Annotated in this window: 19 protein-coding genes; 11 read left to right on the top strand and 8 right to left on the bottom strand. The window is 75.8% G+C overall.

From position 1 onward, the window contains the following. Positions 1-32: 32 nt before the first annotated feature. The gene (locus tag ACIA8Q_RS23845; protein ID WP_387906852.1) at positions 33-497 is read right to left on the bottom strand and encodes a MarR family winged helix-turn-helix transcriptional regulator; all 465 of its coding nucleotides are present in this window, start codon (positions 495-497) and stop codon (positions 33-35) included. A 118-nt stretch (positions 498-615) separates the two neighbouring features. On the opposite strand from ACIA8Q_RS23845, the gene ACIA8Q_RS23850 reads away from it, so the two are divergent. The 4 genes from ACIA8Q_RS23850 (at position 616) to ACIA8Q_RS23865 (ending at position 4,840) form a co-directional block, all read left to right on the top strand. Further along, positions 616-1,968 carry an aldehyde dehydrogenase family protein gene (locus tag ACIA8Q_RS23850; protein WP_360215125.1) on the top strand — a complete coding sequence of 451 codons (1,353 nt, stop codon included), beginning with the start codon at positions 616-618 and terminating at the stop codon, positions 1,966-1,968. Between the two features lie 143 nt (positions 1,969-2,111). Further along, positions 2,112-2,870: a maleylpyruvate isomerase family mycothiol-dependent enzyme gene (locus ACIA8Q_RS23855; protein WP_360215122.1), complete on the top strand. Its 759-nt coding sequence runs from the start codon at positions 2,112-2,114 to the stop codon at positions 2,868-2,870. Between the two features lie 199 nt (positions 2,871-3,069). Then, positions 3,070-3,999 carry an immunity 49 family protein gene (locus ACIA8Q_RS23860; RefSeq protein ID WP_387904070.1) on the top strand — a complete coding sequence of 310 codons (930 nt, stop codon included), beginning with the start codon at positions 3,070-3,072 and terminating at the stop codon, positions 3,997-3,999. 334 nt (positions 4,000-4,333) lie between these two features. After that, positions 4,334-4,840, top strand: coding sequence for an HPP family protein (locus ACIA8Q_RS23865; RefSeq protein ID WP_360218265.1), 507 nt, complete (start codon positions 4,334-4,336; stop codon positions 4,838-4,840). A gap of 31 nt (positions 4,841-4,871) precedes the next feature. Here the strand turns inward: ACIA8Q_RS23865 and ACIA8Q_RS23870 are convergent, their stop codons facing one another. The 3 genes from ACIA8Q_RS23870 to ACIA8Q_RS23880 form a co-directional block, all read right to left on the bottom strand. Further along, positions 4,872-5,399: an NAD(P)-binding domain-containing protein gene (locus ACIA8Q_RS23870; RefSeq protein ID WP_360218268.1), complete on the bottom strand. Its 528-nt coding sequence runs from the start codon at positions 5,397-5,399 to the stop codon at positions 4,872-4,874. A 150-nt stretch (positions 5,400-5,549) separates the two neighbouring features. Continuing rightward, positions 5,550-6,344: a maleylpyruvate isomerase family mycothiol-dependent enzyme gene (locus tag ACIA8Q_RS23875; RefSeq protein WP_396317642.1), complete on the bottom strand. Its 795-nt coding sequence runs from the start codon at positions 6,342-6,344 to the stop codon at positions 5,550-5,552. Positions 6,345-6,352: 8 nt separating this feature from the next. Then, complete coding sequence (locus ACIA8Q_RS23880) at positions 6,353-6,937, bottom strand: SRPBCC family protein (protein ID WP_396317643.1); 585 nt, start codon at positions 6,935-6,937, stop codon at positions 6,353-6,355. Positions 6,938-7,151: 214 nt separating this feature from the next. On the opposite strand from ACIA8Q_RS23880, the gene ACIA8Q_RS23885 reads away from it, so the two are divergent. Together ACIA8Q_RS23885 and ACIA8Q_RS23890 are read left to right on the top strand one after the other, a co-directional pair. Next, positions 7,152-8,045 carry a LysR family transcriptional regulator gene (locus ACIA8Q_RS23885; protein ID WP_387904062.1) on the top strand — a complete coding sequence of 298 codons (894 nt, stop codon included), beginning with the start codon at positions 7,152-7,154 and terminating at the stop codon, positions 8,043-8,045. A 380-nt stretch (positions 8,046-8,425) separates the two neighbouring features. Next, entirely contained in the window at positions 8,426-9,148 is a 723-nt protein-coding gene (locus ACIA8Q_RS23890) for a hypothetical protein (RefSeq protein WP_396317644.1), read from the top strand. Positions 9,149-9,202: 54 nt separating this feature from the next. Here the strand turns inward: ACIA8Q_RS23890 and ACIA8Q_RS23895 are convergent, their stop codons facing one another. After that, the gene (locus tag ACIA8Q_RS23895; RefSeq protein ID WP_396317645.1) at positions 9,203-9,964 is read right to left on the bottom strand and encodes an enoyl-CoA hydratase-related protein; all 762 of its coding nucleotides are present in this window, start codon (positions 9,962-9,964) and stop codon (positions 9,203-9,205) included. A 236-nt stretch (positions 9,965-10,200) separates the two neighbouring features. Between ACIA8Q_RS23895 and ACIA8Q_RS23900 the strand changes: the two genes are divergently transcribed. Next, positions 10,201-11,535, top strand: coding sequence for a PLP-dependent aminotransferase family protein (locus ACIA8Q_RS23900; RefSeq protein ID WP_396317646.1), 1,335 nt, complete (start codon positions 10,201-10,203; stop codon positions 11,533-11,535). 69 nt (positions 11,536-11,604) lie between these two features. Here ACIA8Q_RS23900 and ACIA8Q_RS23905 read toward each other — a convergent pair whose 3' ends face one another. After that, positions 11,605-12,579 (bottom strand): helix-turn-helix transcriptional regulator, encoded by a 975-nt coding sequence (locus ACIA8Q_RS23905; RefSeq protein WP_396317647.1) that lies wholly within the window; start codon positions 12,577-12,579, stop codon positions 11,605-11,607. Between the two features lie 109 nt (positions 12,580-12,688). On the opposite strand from ACIA8Q_RS23905, the gene ACIA8Q_RS23910 reads away from it, so the two are divergent. Beyond that, complete coding sequence (locus ACIA8Q_RS23910; protein WP_396317648.1) at positions 12,689-13,231, top strand: DinB family protein; 543 nt, start codon at positions 12,689-12,691, stop codon at positions 13,229-13,231. A gap of 97 nt (positions 13,232-13,328) precedes the next feature. Here the strand turns inward: ACIA8Q_RS23910 and ACIA8Q_RS23915 are convergent, their stop codons facing one another. Together ACIA8Q_RS23915 and ACIA8Q_RS23920 are read right to left on the bottom strand one after the other, a co-directional pair. Beyond that, complete coding sequence (locus ACIA8Q_RS23915) at positions 13,329-14,042, bottom strand: ester cyclase (RefSeq protein WP_360218295.1); 714 nt, start codon at positions 14,040-14,042, stop codon at positions 13,329-13,331. Positions 14,043-14,056: 14 nt separating this feature from the next. Continuing rightward, entirely contained in the window at positions 14,057-14,833 is a 777-nt protein-coding gene (locus ACIA8Q_RS23920; protein ID WP_360218298.1) for an SDR family oxidoreductase, read from the bottom strand. A gap of 156 nt (positions 14,834-14,989) precedes the next feature. Between ACIA8Q_RS23920 and ACIA8Q_RS23925 the strand changes: the two genes are divergently transcribed. The 3 genes from ACIA8Q_RS23925 (at position 14,990) to ACIA8Q_RS23935 (ending at position 17,834) form a co-directional block, all read left to right on the top strand. Then, positions 14,990-15,892, top strand: coding sequence for a LysR family transcriptional regulator (locus ACIA8Q_RS23925; protein WP_360218301.1), 903 nt, complete (start codon positions 14,990-14,992; stop codon positions 15,890-15,892). Positions 15,893-16,046: 154 nt separating this feature from the next. Then, on the top strand, positions 16,047-16,748 hold the full coding sequence (locus tag ACIA8Q_RS23930; RefSeq protein ID WP_363365659.1) for a DUF3152 domain-containing protein: 702 nt from the start codon (positions 16,047-16,049) through the stop codon (positions 16,746-16,748). A gap of 156 nt (positions 16,749-16,904) precedes the next feature. Continuing rightward, positions 16,905-17,834, top strand: coding sequence for a glutaminase (locus ACIA8Q_RS23935; protein WP_360218307.1), 930 nt, complete (start codon positions 16,905-16,907; stop codon positions 17,832-17,834). Positions 17,835-17,914: the final 80 nt, after the last annotated feature.

The raw sequence follows: 17,914 nt of genomic DNA on the forward strand, positions 1-17,914 counted from the left end.
GGGCGGGAGGCCGGGCGCCGATCCGCCGGGGGTTACCCGGGCAGGGCCCGGTCCGCCGCGGAGGTCGTCTCCGGGAAGGCCCGGTCCAGCAGGGAGCGCAGGGCACCCCGGTCCTCGGCGGTGAGCTCCTCGAGGGCGGTGAGGCCGGACATCAGGTCGGCGCGGATCAGCCGGACGGTCCGCTCTCCGTGCTCGGTCAGCGCGATGTTCTTGACCCGGCGGTCGGAGGGGTCGGGCTCCCTGAGCACCAGGTCGCGGGCCTCCAGGCGGTCGACGATCCCGGTGACGTTGGAGGCGTCGCAGGAGAGCAGTCCGGCGAGGCCGCGCATGGAGCGCGGGCGGGTCAGCAGGCTGAGCGTCTTGCCCTGCATCAGGGTCAGCCCGTGCCCGGCCGCGGCGGCGGCGAAGTGGCGGTAGTAGGCCGCGGCGACCCGGGCGAGCTGCTCGATCAGTTCGATCGGCGTGGCGGTCCGGTCCGGCCGGGGGTTCTCGTGCACGGTGTCGAGCATAGGCAGATTGCTTGACATCCTCAACCATCGAGGTCTACGGTCCAACAATGCTTGAGGTCATAAACCATCGACGACCTCAAGACACTCGGAAGGACCGCGAGCCCCCATGACCCACACCCCCGCCACCCCGGACACCGCCCCCGACGCCCCCGGCACCGCTGGCGTCCCCGCCACCGTCGCCCGGCTGCGCGCCACCTTCGACACCGGCCGGACCAAGCCGCTCGCCTGGCGACTGGCCCAGCTGGCGGCGCTGCGCGCGCTGCTCACCGAGCGGTCCGAGGAGCTCCTGCAGGCCCTGCACGCCGACCTCGGCAAGGGCACCGCCGAGGCCTACCGCACCGAGGTCGGCTTCACCCTGAACGAGCTCGACCACACCGTCGCCCACCTGGAGCAGTGGCTGCGGCCCAAGCCCGCCGAGGTGCCCGAGGTCTTCCGGCCCGCCGCGGCCCGCGTGGTGCGCGACCCGCTCGGCGTCGTGCTGATCATCGCGCCGTGGAACTACCCGCTGCAGCTGGCGCTGGCCCCGTTGGTGGGCGCGCTGGCCGCCGGGAACGCGGCCGTCGTCAAGCCCAGCGAGCTCGCCCCCGCGACCTCCGCCGCCATCGCCCGGCTGCTGCCGCGCTACCTCGACCCGGAGGCCGTCGCCGTCGTCGAGGGAGCCGTCCCGGAGACCACCGCCCTGCTGGAACAGCGCTTCGACCACATCTTCTACACCGGCAACGGCGCGGTCGGCCGGATCGTGATGACGGCCGCCGCCCGGCACCTGACCCCGGTCACCCTGGAACTCGGCGGCAAGAGCCCCGTCGTGGTCGAGCCCGGCGTCGACCTGGCCGTCACCGCGCAGCGGATCGCCCGGGGCAAGTTCCTCAACGCCGGTCAGACCTGCGTCGCCCCCGACTACGTCCTCGCCGTCGGCGACACCGCGGCCGAGCTGGAGGCGCGCCTGGCCGAGGCCGTCCGCGAGCTGTTCGGCGAGGACCCGGCCGCCGACCCCGGCTACGGCCGCATCGTCAACGAGCGCCACTTCGACCGGCTCACCGCGCTGCTCGGCGACGGGCGGACCGTCACCGGCGGCACCCACGACCGCGCGAGCCGCTACCTCGCCCCGACCGTGCTCGCCGACGTCTCCCCCGAGGCCCCGGTGATGCGGGCGGAGATCTTCGGCCCGATCCTGCCGATCGTCGCCGTGCCCGACCTCGACGCGGCCATCGCCTTCGTCAACGAGCGCGACAAGCCCCTCGCCCTCTACGCCTTCACCGCGTCGGAGCGCACCAAGGAGCGGCTCACCGAGGAGACCTCCTCCGGCGCGCTCACCTTCGGCCTGCCGGTCTCCCACCTCGCCATGCCGGAGCTGCCGTTCGGCGGGGTCGGCGAGAGCGGCATGGGCCGGTACCACGGCGAGTACTCGATCGACACCTTCAGCCACGCCAAGGCCGTCGTCGACAAGCCGCTGGACTGACCGTCCGACGGGCCAGCCCGTCGCCCCCGAGGCCCGGCCTGCACCGGCCGGGACCCGCGACCCGGCCGACGCCCGTCGGCACGCGTCCACCCCGAGCCCGTCCGCCCCACACCCATCCACCCCCGTACCCGAGCGAGCACCCCATGACCACCATCGACCACGGCGCCGCCGTCGCCGCGGAGACCGCCCGCCTCGTCACCGTCCTCCGGGACGCCGACCCGGACACCCCGGTGCCCGGCTGCCCCGGCTGGACGCTGACCGACCTCGCCCGCCACACCGGCAGCGTGCAGCGCTGGTTCACCGTGCTGCTGCGCGGCCGGGTCCAGGAGCCGCCCCGCAGCCGCGAGGTCGACCTGCGGCTGCCCGAACGGCCGGACGGCTACCCGGCCTGGCTCGCCGAGGCCTCGGCCGAGGCCGCCGAGGCGTTCGCCGAACTCGACCTCGACGCGCCGATGTGGGCCTGGGGCGCCGACCAGCACGCCCGCTTCTGGGTGCGGCGGATGCTGTTCGAGACCCTCGTGCACCGCGCCGACGCCGAACTCGCGCTCGGCCGCACCCCCGACCTCGACCCGGTGCTCGCCGCCGACGGGGTGGACGAGTTCCTCACCAACCTGCCCTTCGCGGCCCTCTTCGCGCCGCGGACCGCCGAACTGCGCGGCTCCGACCGCACCCTGCGCTTCACCCGGACCGACGGCGAGGGCGACTGGCTGGTCCGCCTGCGACCGGACGGCTTCGGGCTCGACCCGGACGGCGCCGGAGTCGCGGCCGACGCGACCGTCCGCGCCGGCGCGGCCGACCTCCTGCTCCTCCTCTACGGCCGGCTCGACCGCACCTCCCCGCGGATCGACGTCCGGGGGGACGACGCGCTGCTCGCGCACTGGTTCACCCACTCCGCGTTCTGAGCCCCCGCGTTCCGCAGCTCCGCACCCTGACCCTGGAGCGGCCGGGCGGGCGGCGGGCGTGACGCCCGCCCGCCCGGCCCCCGCTCCACCGTCCACCCCTCACCCCTCACCCCTCACCCGTACGGGTGAGCGACCGTCAGTGGTCGCTGCTAGCGTGCCGTTCCGTCAGCAGACGATCGAGGAAGGGCGGTAGCGGCTCGTGAACGTGGCGCGCCACCAGCTTGTGCAGGAGCGGATCACCGAGGCGGCGGAGGGCGTCAGCGGGCGGGTGCTCGACCACTGGTACACCCTCCGCTACGGCCGTCTCGCGATCGGGACGGTCCGGGAGATGGGCGAGGTGCTCCTCGACCACCTCGGCGCACTCAGCCTGGAGGAGGGCGCGCTCGGAGGCGCCCGCGCCGGTGCCGCCCTCGACACGGCGGCCGAGTGCTTCCACGGCGTGCTCAGCCTCGGCTGCTTCCCCCGGGGCGACTTCGAGGTGCCCTTCCCCCTCATCGACGAGACGCTCTCCAGCGAGGAGCTCCGCTTCGACACCATCGACTTCGCCCCCACCGCCGCCACCTGGGTCGACGCCTTCGCGCTGGTCGTGATCAGCGGCCAGATCGGGGAGCGGCGCCGGATGCTCGGCCCGCTGCTGAAGGACGACTACGCACCCTCCGTCCGCAAGGGCCTGCCCTGGTCCGACATCCACTCGACCTCCGAACCGGCCGAGCTCGCCGAGATGGACGCGCTCTGCGACTACCTCGACGTGGTGGAGACGGCCGTCTCCCCCTGGGTCGCACCCGGCCCGCTGCCGCTGCGCAAGCCGGACGCCGCCGAACGGGGCGCCGCTGCCGCGGCCCTGGACGCCGCCGGCGCGCTGACGCCCGACCAGCGCCTGCTGCGCGTCCTGCTCGACGACGACCAGCCCGCCTTCGAGCGCGCCCTGGTCGCACGCCTGGACCTGCACCGGGAGACGACACCCGAGACGGCCCCCGCCCGCAGCCTCCTCCCGGTCGGCCCGATCACCCTGGCGGCCCTGGCCGTCCAGGCCCACGGTTGGCAGCTCGGAGTCTCCTCCGGCTACCTCCCGGCGGCACTGATACGACCCCAGGAGGCCCAGGCGGCCCAGGAGCCCCGGCAGGCCTGACCGGTCCCGGGGCCGATCCTCCGTGGCAGCGGTGCGCGGCCGGCGGCGCGAGGGGCCGAAGCCGCACGCCCGAAGGCGATGACGGGATGGTCGGCACGGTGGCGAATCAGCCGTGGACGGGGCCCCACCGGGGCCGCCCGGCGGCGAAGGCACCGGTGCCGCGGCGGGGCGGTGTCGGCTGGGCGGCGTCGCCGGGGCGGGGGGCGGTCGGGGCGCGGCGAGCAGTCCACCGGGGTGTCCGCCGGGCAGTCCACCAGGCGAAACATCCCACCTTTTGACCGGCGGTGTGCCTGTCATCCCGTGGTTCCCCGTCGCCCACCCGGAGTCGCCCCGCATGCCCACCCCTGAGCCCGCCGACGCCCCCGGGCACCACGCCCCCAGGCACCACCCGCTGCACGCGCTGCGCGCCTCCGTCTTCGCCGTCGGAGCCCTGCTGCTGCTCGCGGCGATCGGCGTCCTGGTCCACCAGCCGCTGCTGATCCCCCCGATCGCCGCCAGCGCCGCCCTGGTGCACGGCGCCCCCGGGCTGCCGATCTCCCAGCCGCGCAACGTCGTCGGCGGCCAGCTGATGTCCGCCCTGATCGGCTACGCCACCCTCGCCGTCTCCGGAAGCACCGCCTGGGGCGCCGCGGTGGCCGCCGGGCTCTCCCTCGGCGCGATGATGCTCACGCACCTCTCCCATTCCCCGGCCGTCGCCAGTGCCGTGGTCGTGGTGCTCCAGGCCCCGCACCCGGTGCCGTTCCTCCCGCTGCTGGTGCTGTCCGCCGGGATCCTGGTGGCCATCGGCCTGCTCCCCGGACGGATCGGCGGCCACCCCGTCCGCTACCCGGTCTCCTGGTGAGCCCCGGCGCCCCGGAACCGGCGCACGGGGCTCAGCGCCGGGAGCCGCCCGCCGCCGACACCGGCACCTCCACCACCGGCGTGCCGGCACGGACGACGGGCGCGATCGCCCCGAGGACCGGATCGCAGAAGGCGCGGGCGTCGGCGGCCGCCGGGCCGACCGCCAGCAGGTCCCCGTGCTCGCCGATGAGCGGGGTGTGCTGGTAGGTGAGCGCATGGGAGCGGGCGAGGGCGCGGAACTCCTCGTTCGTCGCGGCGGCCGCCGGGGCCAGGTTGAGCCACCAGGCGCCGGACGCCACGGCGCCGAGCGCACCGGCACGGCGGTCCGTCAGCAGCGCGCGGAGGTCGTCGGGGTCCTCGACGCAGGTCAGCAGCGCTCGCGCCCCGGCCGCGGCCCCCGCGGGTGTCGGGTTCGCGCGGGGGCCGCGGCCGGGGCGGGCGGATCCGGCCGCCCCGGCTTCGGCGGTGCCCCAGGTGCGCACCACGTAGCCGGCCGCGGCGAGTCTGCCCGCGACCCGGACGGCATTGGCGTTCGATCCGAGGACGGCGACGGCGATCACGTGTCTTCTCCCGTGGTGCGAGGCGGTGGTCCGGCGCTGCACCGCCCGGAGCGGCCGCGCGGCGGAGGTGTCGCCAGTGAACCGCGTCCGGGTAAACGAACGATCAACGCCGGGCCCGTCGCCACCGGCCGGGGCGCACCCGTGGCGCCGTCAGCCCCAGCCGGGAGCGGGCGGGAGCGGCCACCGCGGTGGCACCGGGAGCGGGCCGGTCGAGTGGAGCCGCTCGGGCGGGATCCGGCCGGCGAGCCAGCCGAGCAGGGCGTGGCCCGGAGCGGACACGACGGTGCCGGCCTGCGGACCGGCCTCCGGTTCGGGCTCCGGTTCGGGCTCCGCTTCGGCCGGGCGCCAGGTGCGGCCCAGATCGGTGGCGTGCATCCCGGCCAGCGGGAACCGGCGGGCGCCCAGCGCGGCCGCGGCCTCGTCGAGTTCCCGGCCGACGAAGTCGGCGGGCCACCGCGCGGCCGGGTGACCGACACCCAGGTCGACGAGGTGGACCTCCAGCTCCCGCTGCGCCCGGCACAGGACGTACCAGGCCGGGTGCCGCCACCCCGCGAGGGCGGTGACCAGCACCAGCCACCGCTCGGCGGGCCCGGCCGTCGCCTCCTCGACCAGACGGTCCAGGCTCTCCCGCAGGTCCGCGCCGAGGGCGGCCGCGTCCCGCCCCGCGCCCTCGCGCAGCAGCCGGTCGAGGGTGGGGGCGTCCGCCCGGGGCCCGGGTTCGGTACCGGTGCGGGCCAGCTCCAGCAGCCAGTGGTAGACGTCGGCGCTGCGGGCCACGTGCGTGACCAGGTGGGCCCGGCTCCAGCCCGGGAGCCGGGACGGCCCGCGGGCCTGCGCGTCCGACAACGCCCCGACCGCGGCACCGAACCGTGCCGCCGAGGCGCGCACACCCTCGAGCAGCGCGGACACCTCACCGGGCGGCGCCGGCGCCTCGCCCGGTGGCACGGGACTCGTCATCCTTCCGCGCGGCCGGCCCGGTCGCCCCGCTCGGCCAGCGCCTTGATCCCCTCCAGGGTGGCCGTCATGCCCTTGCGGAGGTCCGCCAGGCGGTACTCGACGATCTGCTCCTCGCGGTCCGGCCACCGGTCGATGACCAGGCTGACCCCGCTGCGCCCGGGGCCGATGACGACGGACTGGCGCAGCCGGGTGCCCCCCTCCTCGGGGGCGAGGTCGAAGCGCCAGGTGGCCAGCGCGACCGCCGGGTCGAGCCCCTGATCGTCCGACAGGGCGGACGACGTCGGCACCGGCGCGCCGTAGCGGCCGTCCGGGTCGACGACGGCCCACGCGAAGGACCGGTATTCGGCCAGCTCGATCACCTGGCTGACGGTCCGCCAGTCCCCCATGTCGTCGCGGTGGTTGTGGCCCTCGAACCGGGCGCCGGGCGCCGGCCCGTCGGCGCCGTCGAGCCAGCCCACGCGCTGGAGCTCGGGGCTCAGGCGGGCGGGCAGGCCGATGTCGGTGACCAGCCGCCACACCTGCTCCACCGTGGCGTCGACGTGCACCTCGCAGTGCGTCCCCGGACCGTCGGCGTAGCGCACGTCCGTCCCCCTTCGTTCGTTCCGATCGCGGTCGTCCTCATCCTGCACCAGCTGTGCGGGTCGGCACCCGCCGCGTCCCCGCCTGTGCGTCCGGTGCGCGCGAGGACAGCGGGCGGGTTGCCGCCCTGGGCCCACGACGATGATCGATCCTGCCGAACACCCAAGTCAATCCACCGATTTACTGGGAAACCCCCAAGCACTACCTTGGGTCGTCGTGACTCTTGACGACCTCCGCGTCTTCGCCGCGGTCTGCCGGGCCGGCTCGCTGAGCGCCGTCGCCCGCGAGCTGTCCTGCACCCAGTCGGCCGTCAGCCAGCACGTGAAACGGCTCGAACGGGAGCTGGGCCTGACCCTGGTGGAGCGCCGTCCGCGCGGGGTGGTGCCCACCAAGGCCGGCCGCCTCCTGCAGACGGCCGTCGCCACCGGTCTGGGCAGCATCGACCACGCGCTGCGCAGCATCGGCGAACTCGCCCGCGGTGAGGGCGGATCGGTGCGGATCACCACCGGAGCCACCAGCATCCGGCACTTCATGTCCGCCGCCGTGGTCGACTACCGCCGGCGCTTCCCGCAGGTCAGCCTGGAGTTCCAGACCGAGGTCTCCAGTCGGAGCTGCTTCGAGGCGCTCACCGCAGGCCGGGTCGACCTGGCCTGGGTCACGCTCGGCACCCCGGTGCACGGGATCGAGCAGCGGCCGGTGGTCGAGCTGCCCTGGGTGCTGGCCGTCGCCGCCGGGGACCCACTGGCCGCCCGGGACGCCATCGAGCCCGCCGACCTGCAGGACGCCCGGCTGATCGGGCTGCCGCAGAACTCGGTGTCGCGCTCCCAGCTCGACTCCTGGCTGGGGCGGTCCGGCATCCGGCCGGTCTTCGACACCAGCGTCGCGGACTGGGACACCGCGATCCTGCTGGCCGAGCTGGGTCTGGGCCACGCCGTCGTCCCGGCCCTGCCGCAGTGGCAGGGCCCCGGCCACCCCGGCCTGCGGCTGCTGCCGCTGCCCGCGCTCCCCGTCCTCGCGGCCGGCTGGGCCGTCCGCCGCGGGGACCCGCTCTCCCCACTGGCCCGCGCCTTCGCCGACACCGTCGCCGACCACTGTGGCCGGAACACCTAGCTCGCCCGACGGAGCACGGCACCGCGCCCGTCCCCGAACCGTGGACGGATCACGGCGCTCCGGCAGCGCCTGCCGGCCGGCGGGGCCCTGGCGGCGACGGCCGCCGCGCGGTACCGGGTCGACGAGGAGTCCCCTGCAGCGATGCCGGCCAGGCCGGTCGTCCGGGTGCTGACGGAGGCGGCTTCCGCGGTCGTCGGGCTCGACGGCGACCGCTGTTCCTCCCCCGAGGAGGAGGTCGAGGGCGCCCACCACCAGAACATCGCGAACGTGCTGTCGCCCGGCATCGGACGGTGCCCGCTGCGATCGCCGCAGCGCGGAGGCCTGCGCGACCGCACTCGCGCTGCCTGCCCGGCCCGCGCGGGGCGTGGGAGGATCCCGGGATGCTGATCGAACGCATCGCCACGGTGGACTGGGACGCGATCCCGACCCCGGGGCTGCACCTCACGCCGCGGGCCGACGACACCGGGCCGCCCGAGCGTTGGCTGTCCGATCCGGTGGAGCCGCTGCGGCTGCTGGCCACCGCCCGCAGCCGGGTCCAGGTCGCCACCGCGGTGTCCGGGCTGGAGTACAGCAGCGTCATGCACGGCCACATGTCCGCCGTGTTCCCCGCTGCGGTGACGGCCGCGCGGTTCCTGCTGGAGATCGCCGAGCAACCGGATGCCTTCCCGCCGGCCCGCGCGAGCGCCATCGCTCTGCTCGGCGAGTTCCTGACGATGGCGCCGTTCCACGGTTTCCACCGGGTCGAGGGCACCGCGCTGTGCTGTGCGGTGGCCGATCTGCTCCGCACCCGCCGGGCTTTCCTGCGGGGGCTGGACAAGTCCGGCCGGCTGCTGCTCCAGGAGGCCGACACGCACTGGCGCCTCGAGGTCACCGAAACCCTCGCGGACGGCGACGGGGTGCTCGTCTTCGGCGCTCTGGCGGGGCGGTTCCCGGCGGCCAGGGTGCGCGCGGAGCTCCAGCCCGGCGGAGCGCAGCACGCGGCGTCGGTCGAGTACCAGGCGGACGGCCCGGCCGGCGAGGCCTGTCTGCTCCTGGCCGGCCCGGCCGCGCTGCCCGTCGGCGGCGTGCTGCGGCCCGCCGAGTGCGGTGAGCGCGAACACTGAGCAAGCCCCCGAGAGCGCGACCGCCGAGCGAGCATGCCCGCAGGCCCTCGGGCGCTACCGGTCGAGGAAGCGCCGCAGTCCGTCCCGGACGCCCTCGGTGGGCAGGGTGCTCGCGAAGCAGGCCGCCTCGACGGCGAGGCCCGCGTCGACGGGCAGGTCGATGCCCCGGGTGACGGCGCGCAGGCAGGCGGCGACCGCGGTCGGCGCGTGCCGGATGATCCGGTCGACCAGGGCCCTTGCGGTGTCGAGCAGTTCGGCGGCCGGGACGACGGCGTTGACGAGGCCGAGCTCGGCGGCTCGGGCGGCGGTGATCGGGTCGCCGGTGAGGATCAGTTCCAGTCCGCGCTTGCGGCCGACGTGCCGCGGGAGCCGCTGGGACCCGCCGAACGGCGGCGGGAAGCCGAGCGAGATCTCCGGCTTGGCGAAGGTCGCGTGCTCGGCGGCGACAGCCAGTGGGGCGGCCTCGGTGATCTCGCAACCCCCGCCGTAGGCCAGGCCGTTGACGGCCACCGCGACCGGCTTCGGGAACTCCTCGATCCGCCGGGTGAGCGCGTGGCCGCGCCGGACGACCTCGCGCAGCGCCCGTTCCGTGCCGCCCGCGATGCTGCCGGCGAGCCAGGGGATGTCGGCGCCGGCGCTGAAGGCCCGCTCCCCTGCCCCGGTGAGGACGACGGCGCGGACGTCGTCGTCGGCGTCGGCGCGGTCGAGGGCGGCGAGCAGCGCGTCGATGGTCGGCCGGTCGAGGGCGTTCAGCTTCCGTTCCCGGTCGATGGTCAGGGTGACGACGTGCCGGTCGCGTTCGGTGCGGACGGTCATGGCGGTTGCTCCGTTTCGCCCGGCAGCACGCGGGGCCCGCGCCGGGGCGGGGCACGCGCACGGACCGCTCGGGGTGGGCCTGGGTGCGGACGGCATCGAGGCTACGAACACCCGCCCGGGACGAGCCACTTATTGTCCTGGATACACGTCGACGGACACGTCGACGGCCCCATGTGGACGAACCCGTGGACGAACCCCATGGGCGGACCCCATCGACCCCGATCCCGGAGGCGCCCGTGCGACCGCCCTCCTACAAGGCCGTCGTCGACGCGTACGCGGCGGCCATCCGCTCCGGCGCGCTCCGGCCCGGCACCCGGCTGCCGACCCACCGGGCGCTGGCCCGCGAGCGGCGGATCGCGCTGGCCACCGCCTCCCGGGTGTACGCCGAACTGGCCGCCGCCGGGCTGGTGGTGGGGGAACGCGGGCGCGGCACCTTCGTCCGGGACCGCTCCGGGTTCGACGGCATCGAGCCCTCGCGCGCGCTGCCGGTGCCGCGGGTGGCCGACCTGTCGTTCAACCAGCCGCTCGATCCAGGCCAGGGGGAGCAGCTGCGCCGGGCCCTGCGCGAACTGGCCGCCTCGGCGGACCCGTCGGCGCTGTTGCGCCAGCACCCGCCCGGCGGCAACCGGGCCGACCGGGCGGTGGTGGCGCGGTACCTGCTGGACCGCGGGGTCGACACGGCCCCGGAGCGGGTCGTGCTGACGGGCGGGGCGCAGCAGGCGCTGGACTGCGTGCTGCGCGCGCTGACCCGGCCCGGTGACGTGCTCGCCGTGGACGCGCTCGGCTACCCGGGCGTGAAGCTGCTGGCCGCCGCGCACGGCCTGGACCTCGCGCCCGTCCCGGTGACGGCGGCGGGCCCGGACCTCGACGCGCTGGAGCGGCTCTGCCGCGCCCGGCCGGTCCGCGCCGTGTACACGATGCCGACCGTCCACAACCCGCTCGGCTGGGTGCTCGACCCGGCGCAGCGCGAGCGGTTGGCGGACCTCGCCGCCGCGCACGGCTGCACGCTGATCGAGGACGGCACGTACGCCTTCCTGGAGGCGTCGCCGCCCCCGCCGCTGCACGCGCTGGCCCCGGAACGCACCTGCTACGTCGCCGGGTTGTCGAAGAACGTGGCTCCCGGGCTGCGGTTCGGCTTCGCCGTGCCGCCCGGGCACCTGGTGCCGGCCGTGACCGGCGCGCTGCGCGCCGCGGCCTGGGGCGCCCCGGGGGTGGTCACGGCGCTGGCGACGGGCTGGCTCGCGGACGGCACGGTCGCCCGGCTGGAGGCGCGGCGCCGGGAGGACGCCGCCGCCCGTCAGCGGGTCGCCCGGGCCGCGCTGGCGGGTCTCGAGGTCACCGCGCACCCCGCCTCGTACCTGCTGTGGCTCGGGCTGGCGGAGCACCAGCGGCCCGATCGGGCCGCCGCCGTCCTGGCGGAGCAGGGGATCCTGGTGTCCACCGCCGACGCCTTCGCCACCGGCCCGCTCCGCCCGCACGCGCTGCGGCTGGCGCTGGCCGGCCCGCCGTTGGAGGAGCTGGCGGGCGTGCTGGGGCGGCTGCGGGCGGCGGTCGAGTCGATCCCGCCCTGACGTCCCGGCCGGGCCCCGGCCGGACGGTCCGCCCGGACGACTGCCCCGCCCCACAGCGCCGCACCGCCGCTACCCGGCGGCCCCGGCCCCCGCCGCCCGGGTGAAGCGTGCCCCCCACTCCTCGACGAGGACGCGCAGTTCGGCCGGGGCCGTCACCCGGAACTCGGCGCCGAGCGAGCCGAGCGCCATCGCGGGCCAGTCCAGCGAGTCCGCCGTCATCAGCAGCCGGCAGTGCCCGGCGTCCACCTCCTCGACGGTGCCCCAGCGGCCGACGTGGGCGCGGACGGTCTCGGCGGGGGCGGCCACCAGGGCCTGGACCCGGTGCGGGCGGGGCACGCCGTCGAGCCCGGCCCGGACGAACGCGGCGGCGTCCTCGGCGGGGAGTTCGCGGGGGCCGAACCGGGTGCCGCTGCCCTGCGGGGAGCTGAGCCGGTCGAGTCGGAAGGTCCGCCAGTCCTGCCGGTCGAGGTCGTAGGCGACGAGGTACCAGCGGCGGTGGAGGCAGACCAGCCGGTGCGGCTCGACGTGCCGTCGGGAGCCCCGGCCGTCGGCGGCGGAGTAGGAGAAGCGGAGCCGCTCGGTGTCCCGGCAGGCGAGCGCCACCGCGGTGAGCCGGTCCGGGTCGACGCCGGGGCCGGCCGGGGTGCCGCCGCCGATGGGCACGGTGACCGCGCGCAGCGCCTCGACCCGGCGCCGCAGCCGGGCCGGCATCACCTGCGCGACCTTGGCGAGCACCCGGACGGAGGCCTCGGCGATGCCCTCCACCGGGCTCTCGGCCGCGGCCTGCAGGCCCACGGCGAGCGCCACCGCCTCCTCGTCGTCGATCACCAGCGGGGGCAGGGCGGCGCCCGCGGCGAGCTGGTAGCCGCCGTCGACGCCGCGCTGCGCCTCGACGGGGTAGCCGAGTTCGCGCAGCCGGTCGACGTCCCGGCGCAGCGTGCGGATCGAGACGCCGAGCCGGTCGGCCAGTTCCCCACCCGGCCAGTAGCGGTGGGTCTGGAGCAGCGAGAGCAGTCGCAGCGTTCGGGTGCTGGTGTTCGCCATGTCAGCGATTCTCGCGCAATTCAGGCCAGGAACTGACCGCAATGGCCCGTAGCGTGGACCTTGTCCGAGAGAGCAGGAACCGAGCACGACCCGAACGGAAGGCCACACCATGACCGCGACCCCGAGCAGCAGCACCGCCACCGCCACCGGCGAGCGCGCCGACCTGCTGACGGCCCTGGCCAAGCAGCGGCACTTCCTCCGCTTCACCACCCGCGACCTCACCGACGAGCAGGCCGGTCTGCAGACGACGGCCAGCGAGCTGTGCCTGGGCGGCCTGATCAAGCACGTGGCCGCCGTCGAGCGGGTCTGGGCCGACTTCATCGTCGGGGGCCCGTCGGCGATGCCCGACTTCACCGCCTTCACCGAGGAGGACTTCGCCCGCCGGGCCGACGAGTTCCGGATGCTGCCGGGCGAGACGCTGGCCGGCGTGCTCGCCGAGTACGAGGAGGTGGCCCGCCGCACGGACGACCTGGTCGTCGAGCTGCCCGACCTGGGCGCCACCCAGCCGCTGCCGAAGGCGCCCTGGTTCGAGGCCGACGCCGAGTGGTCGGCCCGCCGCGTCCTGATGCACGTCGTCGCCGAGACCGCCCAGCACGCGGGCCACGCCGACATCATCCGGGAGTCCCTGGACGGCGCGAAGAGCATGGGCTGAGCGGGTTCCGGCGGCTCGGCGACCAGGGGCCGAGCCGCCGGAGAACCGGGGGAGGAGGCGGACGGGCCGGGGAGGGAGGGGGCGGACGGGCCGGCCGTCAGCCGCCGACGCCGAGTTGGCGCAGGAGTGTCTGGTTGTCCTCGACGTGCCAGTCCTCGGTGATCCGGTCGCCCCCGGCGTGCTGGATGTCGATCGCGTTGAACTCGACCCGCTGGCCCCGCCCCCGGACGCCCTCGAAGGTGCCGGTGAAGTGGCCCCGGAAGACCAGCCGGGCGGTGATCCGGTCCCCCGTCACCAGGACGTCGGAGAGCTCGCAGGTGAGGTCGGGCACCGCCGCCCGGAAGGCCGCCGAGGCGGCGGCGGGTCCGGCGGGCCCCTGCGGGCGGCCGTCCGGCAGGGTGTTGTCCCGGAACGACGGGCTGATCGCGGCGTCCAGGTACTGCTGCCGGCCGGTGTTCCAGAACGTGTAGAGCTGCTGGGCCAGGTGGACCAGCCGGGTGGCCCGGCGTTCGCCGATCGTGCGGTCGACGGTGAGCGTGCCGGGCCGGACGAGGTCGGGCGAGCGGTCGACCAGCCGCTGCGGCCAGGCCCGCGGGGTGTCCCGGTGCCCACCGCCGCGGGACTGCGCGGCCGCGGTGGTGCCGCCCACCAGGCAGGCCGCCACCGCGAGGGCCACGGTGCCGCGGGCCAGACGGCCCCGGGGCGGAGTCCGGTGCAGGACCCGGCGCCGGCCCTGGCCACTGCCACGCCCTGGTGCCCGCTGCGGAATAGCCACCGGGAGCCCGGAGGCCGTCGGAGTCGTGTGCGTCATCGGAGGTCCTCCCGTCAGGCCAGCCGGCCGCCGCCGTCGACGTGCAGCACCGTGCCCGTGACGTACGGGTTGTCGACTGCGTAGAGGACGGCCTTGACCAGGTCGTCGGGGGTGCCGACGCGGCGGGCCGGGTTGCGCTCGGCGACGCCGCGCAGGAACGCGGCCTTGCCGGAGCCAAGCCCGTCCCAGGAGCCGGTGTCGACGATGCCGGGCGAGACGGCGTTGACCCGGACCGGGGCGATCTCGACCGCGAGCGCCTGGACGAGGAAGGCCAGCGCGCCGTTGGCGGTGGCCATCACCGTCCGCTCCGGCGCCGGGCGCCAGGCGGCCACGCCGGAGAAGAAGGTGAACGAGCCGTCGTCGGCGGCCTGCGGTGCCAGGTGCTTGGCGAGCAGCAGCGGGCCGATCACCTTGGCCGCGAACGCCCGCTGCACGTCGGCGAGTTCGAGGTCCTTCAGGGGGCCGTTGGCGGGCATCGCGGCGGTCGAGACCAGGTGGTCGAAGCCGCCGGCCCGCCGGGCGAGGGCGGCGATCGACGCCTCGTCCGCGAGGTCGACCGGCACCACCTCGGACGGCCCGGACAGCTCACCGGCCGTCCACTCCAGCTTGCGGGGGTCGGGCCCGGCCAGCACCAGCTCGGCGCCGGCCGCCGAGGCGGTCACGGCGAGCAGGCGGCCGGTGCGCGAACCGGCGCCCACCACGATCAGGCGCTTCCCTTCGAGGGCGGCGAGCGCGGGCCGCGGGGTCGGGGCCTGCGCGGACGTCGGGGACTGCGCGGACGTCGAGGACACGGGGTACTCCTTCGGGGGTCTTCGGGTACGGGCGCGGGAACGGGGACGGAAGGTCCCCGGGCCGGGCGTCTCGCCCGGCGGCCACCCCTTGACCCTCCCCCGACTAGTACTCATGCGTCCAAGGCATGTAGTCGATGCCATCGATAAAATCCGCTCATGACAACGCTGCGGCAGCTCGAGTACCTGGTCACCGTCGTCGACACCGGCTCCTTCACGCGCGCCGCCGAACAGCTGCACGTGACCCAGCCGGCGCTGTCCCACCAGGTGCGCGCGCTGGAGAAGGCCGTCGGCGGTCCGCTGCTCGAACGGCTCCCCCGCGCGGTGCGCCTCACCCCACTGGGCCGGGCCGTCCTCCCGCACGCCCGCGCGGCGCTCGCCGAGACCGACCGGCTGCACGCGGCCGCGCGCCGCGCCGGCGGGCTGGACGAGGGCGAACTGGAGGTCGCCACCGTCCACTCGGTCAGCCTCGGCATCCTGCCGCCCGTCCTGCGGACCTGGCGGGCGAGGCACCCCGGCGTGCGGATCCGGCTGCGCGAGTACCCGCACGCCGACCGGCTCCAGGAGGCGATGGCGGCGGGCCGGGCCGACCTGGCCGTCGGGCCGGTACCGGCGGGGTGGGAGGGCCCGATCCGCGAGCTCGGCGTGGAGGAGTTCGTCCTGGTGCTCCCCTCCGACGACCCGCTCGCCGGGCGCCCGGAACAGCCGCTGCCGCTCGGCGCACTGGCCGACCGCGCCTGGGTGCACTACGCCCCCGGCCACGGCCTGGCCGATCTGCTCGACCAGGTCTGCGCCCGGGCCGGTTTCACCCCGCGGGCCGCCGTGCGCACCGAACAGACCTCCGCCGCGCCGCTGTTGGCCGCGGCGGGCCTCGGACCGGCCCTGGTGCCGGCCAACCTCGTCCCGGACCGCTTCGACGCCGCCGTGCTGCTGCCCGACCCCCTGGTGCACCGCACCCTCGCGGCCTACACCCGCACCCGCCCCGACCCGGCCACCACCGCCTTCACCGACCTGCTCGCCCGCCAGGCCTGCGTCACCCCCGAACGCTTCCGGCCGTCCTGACACCGGCCGGTCCCACCGGGACACCGAGCTCCGCCACCGATCCGCCCCGCCCACCCCCGACCCGACCCGATCCGACCGAATCCGACCAGACCTGTCCGAATCCGACTGAACCAATCGCCCCCGTCCGCGCGTTCCTCCCGGTATGAGGAGGTTCATGAAGAGGCTCGGCGCACCCCGGTCCCGGCGGATCCGCTACGGCGCACCCGCCCTGGTCGTGGTCGCGGCGGTGACCGCCGGTCTGCTGTGGTGGCACCCGTGGGCCCAGGACACCCGGCAGAAGCCGATGCGGTTCACGACGGCCACCGGCGGCACGGCCCGCATCGGTACGGGCGAGCACCTGTACCGCTACAAGGTCCGCGCGGAGGACGGCCTCCCGGAGAAGCCCGGGCAGTTCGCCGCCGAGGTGGACGCCGTCCTCGGGGACGTCCGGCGCGGCTGGGCGGCCGGCGGCGAGGCCTCGTTCCAGCGGGTGGCCGCGGACCCGGTGGACTTCACCGTCTACCTGGCCACCCCGGCGACCACCGACCGGATCTGCGGCCAGTACGGCCTGGACACCGGTGGCACGGTGAACTGCGGGGTGGGGCACCAGGTCGTCATCAACGTCAAGCGCTGGCGGGAGCTGTCGGAGTTCTACGTCGGCAAGCCCGCGCTCTACCACGCGCTCGCCGTCAACCACGAGGTCGGCCACGTCATCGGGTACGGGCACGTCGACTGCCCCGGCGAGGGCCAGCCGGCGCCGGTGATGATGCAGCAGATCAAGGGCCTGCACGGCTGTGTGCCCAACGGCTGGCCGTACTCCGACACCGGCACCCTGCTCTCCGGGCCGGCCCTCCCGGCCCCGAGCGCCGCGCCCTGACGGCCACGCGCCGACGGCCACGCTCCCCGACGGAACGGATCACAGGACGACCACAGGGCGACCGGCCACGCCCCGGCGGCCGGCCCGTCGTGCCGAAACCCGCATAATTCTGGTCGTACCTGTGATCGCGCCCGTGGAGGAACAGCGTTGAGCGGCATGCCCGACGGAGAGAGCCTGGACTACCCGCTGCTGCTGGAGGCAGCCTCCGCGGCCGCGCACGCCACCGCCGGGCAGGGCCGCGTCGCCGACTACATCCCGGCTCTCGCCACCGTGGAGCCGGACGCCTTCGGCATGGCGGTGGCGACCGTCGACGGCGAGCTGTACGGGACCGGGGACTGGGAGCGGCCGTTCTCGGTCCAGAGCGTGTCCAAGCTGTTCACCCTCGCGCTGGCCATGGCGCACGGCGGCGACACCGTCTGGACCGGCGTGGGCCGCGAACCCTCCGGCAACCCGTTCAACTCCCTGGTGCAGCTGGAGACCGAGCACGGCATCCCGCGCAACCCGTTCATCAACGCGGGGGCCCTGGTCGTCACCGACCGTCTGCAGAGCATGACGGGCGACGCCGCCGGGGCCGTCCGCGACTTCCTGCGCCGGGAGTCCGGCAACCCGCTGATCGACACCGACCCGGTGGTGGCGGCCTCCGAGGCCGAGCACGGCCACCGCAACGCCGCGCTGGCCCACTTCATCGCCAGCCACGGCAACCTGGAGAACCCGGTCGAGACCGTCCTCGACCACTACTACGCGCACTGCGCGGTCACCGCCAGCTGCCGCGACCTGGTCCTCGCCGGCTCCTTCCTGGCCCGCTACGGGGTGCGCGCCGACGGCACCCGGCTGATGTCGCGCAGCGAGGCCAAGCGGGTCAACGCCGTGCTGCTGACCTGCGGCACCTACGACGCGGCGGGCGAGTTCGCCTTCCGGGTCGGCCTGCCCGGCAAGAGCGGCGTGGGCGGCGGCGTGCTCGCGATACTCCCTGGGCGGGCCGCGGTCTGCGCGTGGGGCCCTCGGCTGGACCAGGCCGGCAACTCGGTGGCCGCGGTCACCGCCCTCGACACCCTGACCACCCTCTCCGGCTGCTCGGTGTTCTGACCCACGGCAGGCCCCTGCCGACCCGGGACCCAACGGAGGCCGGACGCTCCGCCGGCCGACCACCACCGCAACTTCTCACG

This window comes from Kitasatospora sp. NPDC051705 (assembly GCF_044453265.1).
Taxonomy (GTDB): Bacteria; Actinomycetota; Actinomycetes; order Streptomycetales; family Streptomycetaceae; genus Kitasatospora.

Coding starts and splice junctions, on each gene's coding strand:
- ACIA8Q_RS23890 (WP_396317644.1), top strand. CDS start 8,426: ATGCTGATCGAACGCATCGCCACGGTGGACTGGGACGCGATCCCGACC.
- ACIA8Q_RS23895 (WP_396317645.1), bottom strand. CDS start 9,964: ATGACCGTCCGCACCGAACGCGACCGGCACGTCGTCACCCTGACCATC.
- ACIA8Q_RS23935 (WP_360218307.1), top strand. CDS start 16,905: ATGCCCGACGGAGAGAGCCTGGACTACCCGCTGCTGCTGGAGGCAGCC.
- ACIA8Q_RS23850 (WP_360215125.1), top strand. CDS start 616: ATGACCCACACCCCCGCCACCCCGGACACCGCCCCCGACGCCCCCGGC.
- ACIA8Q_RS23925 (WP_360218301.1), top strand. CDS start 14,990: ATGACAACGCTGCGGCAGCTCGAGTACCTGGTCACCGTCGTCGACACC.
- ACIA8Q_RS23865 (WP_360218265.1), top strand. CDS start 4,334: ATGCCCACCCCTGAGCCCGCCGACGCCCCCGGGCACCACGCCCCCAGG.
- ACIA8Q_RS23910 (WP_396317648.1), top strand. CDS start 12,689: ATGACCGCGACCCCGAGCAGCAGCACCGCCACCGCCACCGGCGAGCGC.
- ACIA8Q_RS23905 (WP_396317647.1), bottom strand. CDS start 12,579: ATGGCGAACACCAGCACCCGAACGCTGCGACTGCTCTCGCTGCTCCAG.
- ACIA8Q_RS23930 (WP_363365659.1), top strand. CDS start 16,047: ATGAAGAGGCTCGGCGCACCCCGGTCCCGGCGGATCCGCTACGGCGCA.
- ACIA8Q_RS23855 (WP_360215122.1), top strand. CDS start 2,112: ATGACCACCATCGACCACGGCGCCGCCGTCGCCGCGGAGACCGCCCGC.
- ACIA8Q_RS23915 (WP_360218295.1), bottom strand. CDS start 14,042: ATGACGCACACGACTCCGACGGCCTCCGGGCTCCCGGTGGCTATTCCG.